This window comes from Methylobacterium sp. 1A (assembly GCF_058072805.1).
In genome coordinates this window covers 3597434-3605000 of sequence record NZ_JBYQVE010000001.1, presented here as the reverse complement: position 1 = coordinate 3605000, position 7567 = coordinate 3597434, and the positions used below count along the sequence as shown (strand labels likewise).

Here is a 7567-nt window from a genome sequence, read left to right as displayed (position 1 = left end):
GAATGCGATTGTATCAGGCGTCCGAATCGCGACGCAGTGCTTGCGTTCTGGCGAGTTTCGTCATCACGAGAAGGCAACGCACGAGACATGGCCCAGTCGAACGGCGGCTCTCTCCGCCTCGTCACGCTCGCTTCCGAGATCGTCTCGGCCTATGTGAGCCACAATCACGTGCAGAGCGCGGATCTGCCCGGCCTCCTCAACGAGGTGCACGCGGCGATTCGGGGGGTCTGCGACGCCGGCCAGAGCCCGCCGATCGCCAAGGCGACCGCGCAGGAGATCCGGCGCTCGATCAATCCGGACTTCCTGATCTCGTTCGAGGACGGGAAGCCCTACAAGACGCTGCGCCGGCACCTCACCCTGCGCGGCCTGACGCCGGAGGCCTACCGCGCCAAGTGGGGCCTCGCCTCGGACTACCCGATGACGGCCCAGAGCTATTCCGAGCAGCGCTCGCAGCTCGCCCGCTCCCTGGGCCTCGGGCAGCCGCGCGCCGCGGCGCCGGAACCCGAAGCCGAGCCCGCGCCGCAGCCCGCCGGGAAGCGGCGGGCGCGCAGCAAGGAAGCCGTCTGACGGCGACACGCCCCGCCTGCGGCGAAGGTGTCGTCGACCTGCCGCAATCGGCCTCGATAGCGTGGGGCCGCACGGTGCGCCTGCCTTGTCTCGGCCTGGACGGCGCGCCCGCCCAGACGCCGGAGCCCTGCATGCTGACCCGCCTCACCCTGCCCGCCCTCGTCGCAGCCCTGCTGGCCGCCAGCCCGGCCGCGGCGCAGATGGCGCGGACGGAGACCCGGGAGCCCGCGAAGGACGGCACCGCGAAGGTCGTGCCGCTCAGCAAGGCCGACGTGCAGCTCTCCTTCGCCCCCGTGGTGAAGCGGGCCGCGCCCTCGGTGGTGAACGTCTACGCCTCCCACGTGGACAAGCGCTCCAGCGCGCGCACCAGCGCCATGGAGGAGTTCATGCGCCGCTTCTTCGGCGAGCCGGAGGGCGGCCGCGGCCCCCGGGGTGACCGGGCGCAGCGCTCCCTGGGCTCGGGCGTGCTGGTCGATGCCGACGGGCTCGTGATCACGAACAACCACGTCATCGACAACATGAACGAGGTGCGGATCGCCCTGGCGGATCGCCGCGAGTTCGAGGCCACGATCGTGATGCGCGACACCCGCACCGACCTCGCGGTGCTCAAGATCAAGGAACCGCCGAAGGGCCTCGTGCCGATGCCGTTCGGCGATGCCGACGCCCTGGAGGTCGGCGACTTCGTGATGGCGATCGGCAACCCGTTCGGCGTCGGCCAGACGGTGACGCAGGGCATCGTCTCGGCGCTGGCGCGCACGCAGGTCGGCTCCGCGGACTACCAGTACTTCATCCAGACCGACGCGGCGATCAACCCGGGCAATTCCGGCGGCGCGCTGGTGGACCTGCGCGGCCAACTGGTCGGCATCAACACCGCGATCTACTCGCAGTCTGGCGGGAGCCACGGCATCGGCTTCGCGATCCCGGTGGGCATGGTCAAGGCGGTGGTCGACGCCGCCCGGGACGGGGCGAACGTCGTGCGCCGGCCCTGGCTCGGGGCGCGCATCCAGAGCGTGACGCCCGACATCGCCGACAGCATGGGCCTCGACCACCCGACCGGCGTGCTGGTGGCGAGCCTCCAGCCCAAGAGCCCGGCCGAGGAGGCGGGCCTGAAGCGCGGCGACCTGATCCTCACGGTCGACGGCCAGGAGGTCGCCGATCCGGAGGCCTTCGGCTACCGCTTCGCCCTGAAGGGCGTGCAGGGCCACGCCCGGTTCGGGATCCTCCGCGGCACGACCCGTCAGACGGTCCCGGTCAAGCTCGCCCCGGCTCCCGAGACGCGTCCCCGGGACGCGCTCAAGGTGAAGACCCGCTCGCCGTTCGTCGGCGCGACCCTCGTCAACACCTCGCCGGCGGTGGCCGAGGAGATGCAGGTGGACTTCCCGGCCGAGGGCGTGGCCGTGCAGGCGGTGGACGAGAACTCCATCGCGGCCCGGGTCGGGCTACAGAAGGGCGACGTGATCGTGGCGGTCAACGGCGTGCCAATGGCGACCACCAAGGACCTCGACCGGGTCACCCGCAACAGCCTCAATTCCTGGGAGGTCGCGATCAACCGCAACGGCGAGATCCTGACCTCGGTGTTCGGCGGCTGATCCCGTCGCGGGGCGCCGAGCCCGTGGCCGTGGGCAAGCCCCGGCTCCCGGCTTGCGCCCCCGGCCGCGCCCGGTGTTGATGCGCGGATGTCCGACCTGTTCGCCTCCGCGGAGACACCCGCCGCGCCGGATCCCGGCCGCGCCCCCGGCGCCGAGGCCGCCCGCCCGCTGGCGGACCGGCTGCGCCCGCAGACCCTCGCCGAGGTCGTCGGCCAGGAACACCTGACCGGGGAGGGCGGGGCGCTCACGCGCCTGCTGCGGGGACGGACGCTCGGCTCGCTGATCTTCTGGGGGCCGCCCGGCACCGGCAAGACCACGGTTGCGCGGCTGCTCGCCCAGGGCACCGACCTGCATTTCGAGCAGATCTCGGCGATCTTCTCCGGCGTGCCCGACCTGCGGAAGGTGTTCGAGGCGGCGCGCAAGCGGCGGGCGACCGGGCAGGGGACCCTGCTGTTCGTCGACGAGATCCACCGGTTCAACCGGGCCCAGCTCGACGCCTTCCTGCCGGTGATGGAGGACGGGACCGTCACGCTGGTGGGCGCGACGACGGAGAACCCGTCCTTCGAGCTGAACGCCGCGCTCCTATCCCGCGCCCGGGTGCTGCTGTTCCGGGCCCTCGATCCGGGCGCCGTCGCGCGCCTGCTGGTCCGGGCCGAGGCGCTGACGGGCCAAGCCCTGCCGCTTACCGAGGAGGCGCGCGGCGTTCTGGTCCGCATGGCCGACGGCGACGGCCGCGCGGCCCTGACCCTGGCGGAAGAGGTCTGGCGCTCGGCCCGCCCCGGCGAGACCCTCGACGCCGAGGCGCTGCAAGCGATCGTGCAGCGGCGCGCGCCCATCTACGACAAGGCGCAGGAGGGCCACTACAACCTGATCTCGGCGCTCCACAAGACCGTGCGCGGCTCGGATCCGGACGCGGCGCTCTACTATCTCTGCCGGATGCTCGATGCCGGGGAGGACCGGCTGTTCATCGCCCGCCGGCTCGTGCGCATGGCGGTGGAGGATATCGGGCTCGCCGACCCGCAGGCGCTGGTGGTGGCCAACGCCGCCAAGGACGCGTTCGACTTCCTCGGCAGCCCCGAGGGCGAGTTGGCCCTCGCCCAGGCGGCGATCTACCTCGCCTGCGCGCCGAAATCGAACGCCGTCTACGAGGCCTACAAGGCCGCGACGCGGCTGGCCAAGGAGGCGGGCTCCCTGCCGCCGCCGCGGACCATCCTCAACGCGCCGACCAAGCTGATGAAGCGGATCGGCTACGGCGAGGGCTACCGCTACGACCACGACGAGCCCGACGCCTTCTCGGGCCAGGATTACTGGCCCGACGCGCTCGGGCGCCAGCACCTCTACCAGCCGACCGAGCGGGGCTACGAGACCCGGCTCGCCGAGCGCCTCGACCGGTGGGAGGCGCTGCGCAAGGCGCGGCGCGGGGAGGGGTAGGGGGCCCTCACAGATCGAGCGGCGCGTTGTCGATCACCTCCTTCATCACGAAGAAGGTCCGGGTCTGGCGCACCCCCGGCAGGCCGATCAGCGTGGCGCTGTGGAGGCGGTTGAAGTCGGCCATGTCGGAGACCCGGATCTTCAGCATGTAGTCGAAGTCTCCGGCCACGAGGTGGCAGTCGAGGAGCGCGGGGATCGCGCGCACGGCGGCCTCGAACTCCGAGAAACTCTCGGGCGTCGAGCGGTCGAGCACGACGCCGACGAAGACCAGGGTGCCGCGCCCGACCCGCATCGGATCGATCAGCGCCCGGACCGCCCGCACGAACCCGTCCGCGAACAGGCGCTGGATCCGGCGATGGCAGGTGGCCGCGCTAGTGCCGACCCGCTCGGCGATCTCGGCATTCGCCATGCGCCCGTCCGTCTGGAGGAGGCGGAGGATCTTCTGGTCGATCCGATCGAGCCCTGCGGACATGGATGATTCTTTCGGATGCGGCACGAAATCCGGAATACTCCGTAGCCAGCCCGGTCAGCAGCGCAAGTCAAGGTCTGTTCATACTCGAAGATCGAGAGCACCTTTCATCCCGGATCGGGTAGTTTCTCCCCGCGCCTCGAAGACGGAGCCGGGCCTCGCGCGGGCCGTCGCCGAGGCCTCGCTTCGACGCGCCCGGGCGGACCGAGACCGCTGCTGCCCCGGGGGCGCCCCGAGACCCGGAGAGACCCGATGCTGGACAAGTTCGAGCGCTATCCCCTGACCTTCGGCCCGACGCCGATCGAGCCGCTCAAGCGCCTGACGGCCCATCTCGGCGGCGAGGTCGAGTTGTACGCCAAGCGCGAGGATTGCAATTCCGGGCTCGCCTACGGCGGGAACAAGCTGCGCAAGCTCGAGTACATCGTGCCGGACGCGATCAAGAGCGGCGCCGACACGCTTGTGTCGATCGGCGGCGTGCAGTCGAATCACACCCGCATGGTCGCGGCGGTAGCCGCCAAGATCGGGATGAAGTGCCGGCTGATCCAGGAGGCCTGGGTGCCCCACGAGGACGCCGTCTACGACCGGGTCGGCAACATCCTCCTGTCGCGGATCATGGGCGCGCAGACGCAGCTCGTGGATGACGGGTTCGACATCGGCATCCGCGATTCGTGGAAGCGCGCGCTCGCCGAGGTCGAGGCCGAGGGCGGCAAGCCCTACGCGATCCCGGCCGGTGCCTCGGTGCACAAGTACGGCGGGCTCGGCTACGTCGGCTTCGCGGAGGAGGTGCGCAAGCAGGAGGCCGAGATGGGCCTGCGCTTCGACTACGTGGTGGTCTGCACGGTGACGGGCTCGACCCATGCCGGCATGCTGGTGGGCTTCTCGGCCGACGGGCGCGCCCGCAACGTCATCGGCATCGACGCTTCCTGCACCCCGGCCCAGACCAAGGCCCAGGTCCTCGACATCGCCCAGAACACCGCCGCCCTGGTCGGCGCGGGCGACATCGTGGCCGACGATGTGGTTCTCAACGAGGATTACGCCTACCCGGTCTACGGCGTGCCCTCCAAGGAGACCGTGGAGGCGATCCGCCTCTCGGCCCGGCTCGAGGGGATGATCACCGACCCGGTCTACGAGGGGAAGTCGATGCAGGGCATGATCGACCTCGTGAAGAAGGGCTTCTTCCCGAAGGGCTCGAAGGTGCTCTACGCCCATCTCGGCGGCGCGCCGGCGCTGAACGGCTACAGCTACACGTTCCGCAACGGCTGAGGCCTTCGGCGGCGCCGTCCTTGCGAGCGGAGCGAAGCAATCCAGCAGCGCCACGCTTCCTGACGTGGCGCGACCCTGGGTCACTTCGCTGCGCTCGTGATGACGGAGAGGGGCACCTCAACCGAACCGTTCCAGCGAAACCGAGTGAGGCGGATCGGCCCGATCCCTCACCGCCCTTCGCCCCTCTCATCCTGCGGTGCTGTGCAGCGGGCTCGGAGGGGCTCGGAGGGGCTCGGAGGGGCTCGGAGGGGCTCGGAGGGGCTCGGAGGGGCTCGGAGGGGCTCCGGAAGTCTCGCGAGCCCTCGGAGGCTCCTTCGCGGCGGCTTCGCCGCCCCTCGGGATGCGGTGATCGGACGGGTCCAGCGACTCCAGCGCACGGTCCCCTATATGACGGCGCAGGACCCGCACCGGAGAGGGCAGGGATGATCGCACCGGCACGCGCGCTGCTCCTCACGGCCCTGCTCGCCCTGGGCGCGCCCGCCGCGCGCTCCGCCTCGGGACCGGCCGTCGAGGCCGAGAACGGGATGGTGGTCTCGTCCCAGCGCCTCGCCTCGCAGGTGGGCGCCGACATCCTGAGGGCCGGCGGCAACGCCGTCGACGCCGCGGTGGCAGTCGCTTACGCCGAGGCGGTGGTGAACCCCTGCTGCGGCAACATCGGCGGCGGCGGCTTCCTGGTGCTCCACAGCGCCGACGGGCGCAGCCGCTTCATCAATTTCCGCGAGACCGCCCCGGCGGCCGCCACCCGGGACATGTATCTCGACGCTGCCGGCAACGTCGTGAAGGGCGCGAGCCTGCGCGGCTGGAAGGCGGCCGGCGTGCCCGGGACGGTGCTCGGCCTCAACACCGCCCTCACCGCGTACGGGACCCTGCCGCTGGCGCGGGTGATGGCGCCGGCGATCGCGCTCGCCCGGGACGGGTTCGTGCTGACCCGGGGCGACACCGACATCCTCGAATCCGGCACGAAGCTGTTCGCGGGCCAAGCGAACGTCGCCCGGATCTTCCTGCGCCCGGACGGCAGCCCCTGGCAGCCCGGGGACCGGCTGGTCCAGGCCGACCTCGCCCGCACCCTCCAGGCCATCGCGGAGCGCGGTGCGGACGCGTTCTACAGGGGCGCGATCCCGGAGGCCGTGGAGGCGGCCTCCCGGGCGGGCGGCGGCCTGCTGACGGCGGCCGACTTCGCCGCCTACACGGTGACGCAGTCCGAGCCGCTCACCTGCCGCTACCGGGGCGCCACGATCCTGTCGGCGCCCCCGCCCTCGTCCGGCGGCACCACGCTCTGCGAGATCCTCAGCATCCTCGACGGCTACGACCTGCGGGCCGCCGGGTTCAACTCGGCCCGGACCGTACACCTGATGGTCGAGGCGATGCGGCGCGCCTACGCGGACCGCAACCTGCTGCTCGGCGATCCGGCCTTCGTGGAGAACCCGGTCGACCGGCTGCTGTCGCCGGCCTACGCGGAGACGCTCCGGGCCTCGATCCGCCCGGACCGGGCGACCCCGTCGGCGGAGATCCGCCCGGACCCCGGCCCGGAGCCGCGGGAACGGCCCGAGACCACACACATCTCGGTGATGGACAAGGCCGGCAACGCGGTCGCGCTGACCTACACGATCAACGGCTATTTCGGCGCCGGGGTGATCGCCGGCGACACGGGGTTCTTCCTCAACGACGAGATGGACGACTTCACGGTCAAGACCGGGGTGCCGAACCTGTTCGGGCTCGTGCAGGGGACGAAGAACGCGATCCAGCCGGGCAAGCGCCCGCTCTCCTCCATGGCGCCCACGATCGTGCTGCGCGACGGCAAGGTCGCGCTGGTGGCGGGCTCGCCGGGGGGCTCGCGGATCATCACGATCAACGCGCAGACGCTGATCAACGTGCTCGATTTCGGCATGGAGCCGCAGGAGGCGGTGGACGCTCCGCGCATCCATCACCAGTGGCTGCCCGACACGGTCTACGCCGAGCCCTTCGCGCTCTCGGCGGACACCCAGGCCATCCTCAGGGGCATGGGCCACACGATCGTCGAGCAGAGGCCCTGGGGGGCGCAGGAGCTCATCGCGGTCCGGGCCGCGGCGCCCGCCCTGCCGGAGGCCGCGTCGTCGGGCAACGACGCCTCGCGCACGGAGCGGATGCGGCCAGGTCTGCTCTACGGTGCCAACGACAACCGCCGGCCGGCCGGCGCGGCGGTGGGGGAGTAGGGGGCGGGCGGCTTGACGCGGACAACCCCGTCATTCCGGGCACGCCGGCCTCGTCC

6 protein-coding genes are annotated in these 7567 nt (G+C 71.6%); 5 read left to right on the top strand and 1 reads right to left on the bottom strand.

What is annotated here, in order from left to right; all coding sequences use genetic code 11:
• The first annotated feature begins 87 nt into the window (after positions 1-87).
• The 3 genes from ACX9MN_RS17410 to ACX9MN_RS17400 all read left to right on the top strand — a co-directional run bounded on the left by ACX9MN_RS17410 (position 88) and on the right by ACX9MN_RS17400 (position 3587).
• Positions 88-567: a Ros/MucR family transcriptional regulator gene (locus ACX9MN_RS17410; protein ID WP_020095549.1), complete on the top strand. Its 480-nt coding sequence runs from the start codon at positions 88-90 to the stop codon at positions 565-567.
• 131 nt (positions 568-698) lie between these two features.
• Positions 699-2156 (top strand): Do family serine endopeptidase, encoded by a 1458-nt coding sequence (locus ACX9MN_RS17405; protein ID WP_020095548.1) that lies wholly within the window; start codon positions 699-701, stop codon positions 2154-2156.
• An 87-nt stretch (positions 2157-2243) separates the two neighbouring features.
• On the top strand, positions 2244-3587 hold the full coding sequence (locus ACX9MN_RS17400) for a replication-associated recombination protein A (protein WP_020095547.1): 1344 nt from the start codon (positions 2244-2246) through the stop codon (positions 3585-3587).
• A 7-nt stretch (positions 3588-3594) separates the two neighbouring features.
• Here the strand turns inward: ACX9MN_RS17400 and ACX9MN_RS17395 are convergent, their stop codons facing one another.
• Positions 3595-4059, bottom strand: coding sequence for an Lrp/AsnC family transcriptional regulator (locus ACX9MN_RS17395; protein ID WP_020095546.1), 465 nt, complete (start codon positions 4057-4059; stop codon positions 3595-3597).
• A gap of 249 nt (positions 4060-4308) precedes the next feature.
• Here ACX9MN_RS17395 and ACX9MN_RS17390 point away from each other — a divergent pair, with 249 nt between their 5' ends.
• Entirely contained in the window at positions 4309-5319 is a 1011-nt protein-coding gene (locus tag ACX9MN_RS17390; RefSeq protein ID WP_020095545.1) for a 1-aminocyclopropane-1-carboxylate deaminase, read from the top strand.
• A gap of 422 nt (positions 5320-5741) precedes the next feature.
• The gene (gene ggt / locus ACX9MN_RS17385; protein WP_020095544.1) at positions 5742-7511 is read left to right on the top strand and encodes a gamma-glutamyltransferase; all 1770 of its coding nucleotides are present in this window, start codon (positions 5742-5744) and stop codon (positions 7509-7511) included.
• The last annotated feature ends 56 nt before the right edge of the window (positions 7512-7567 follow it).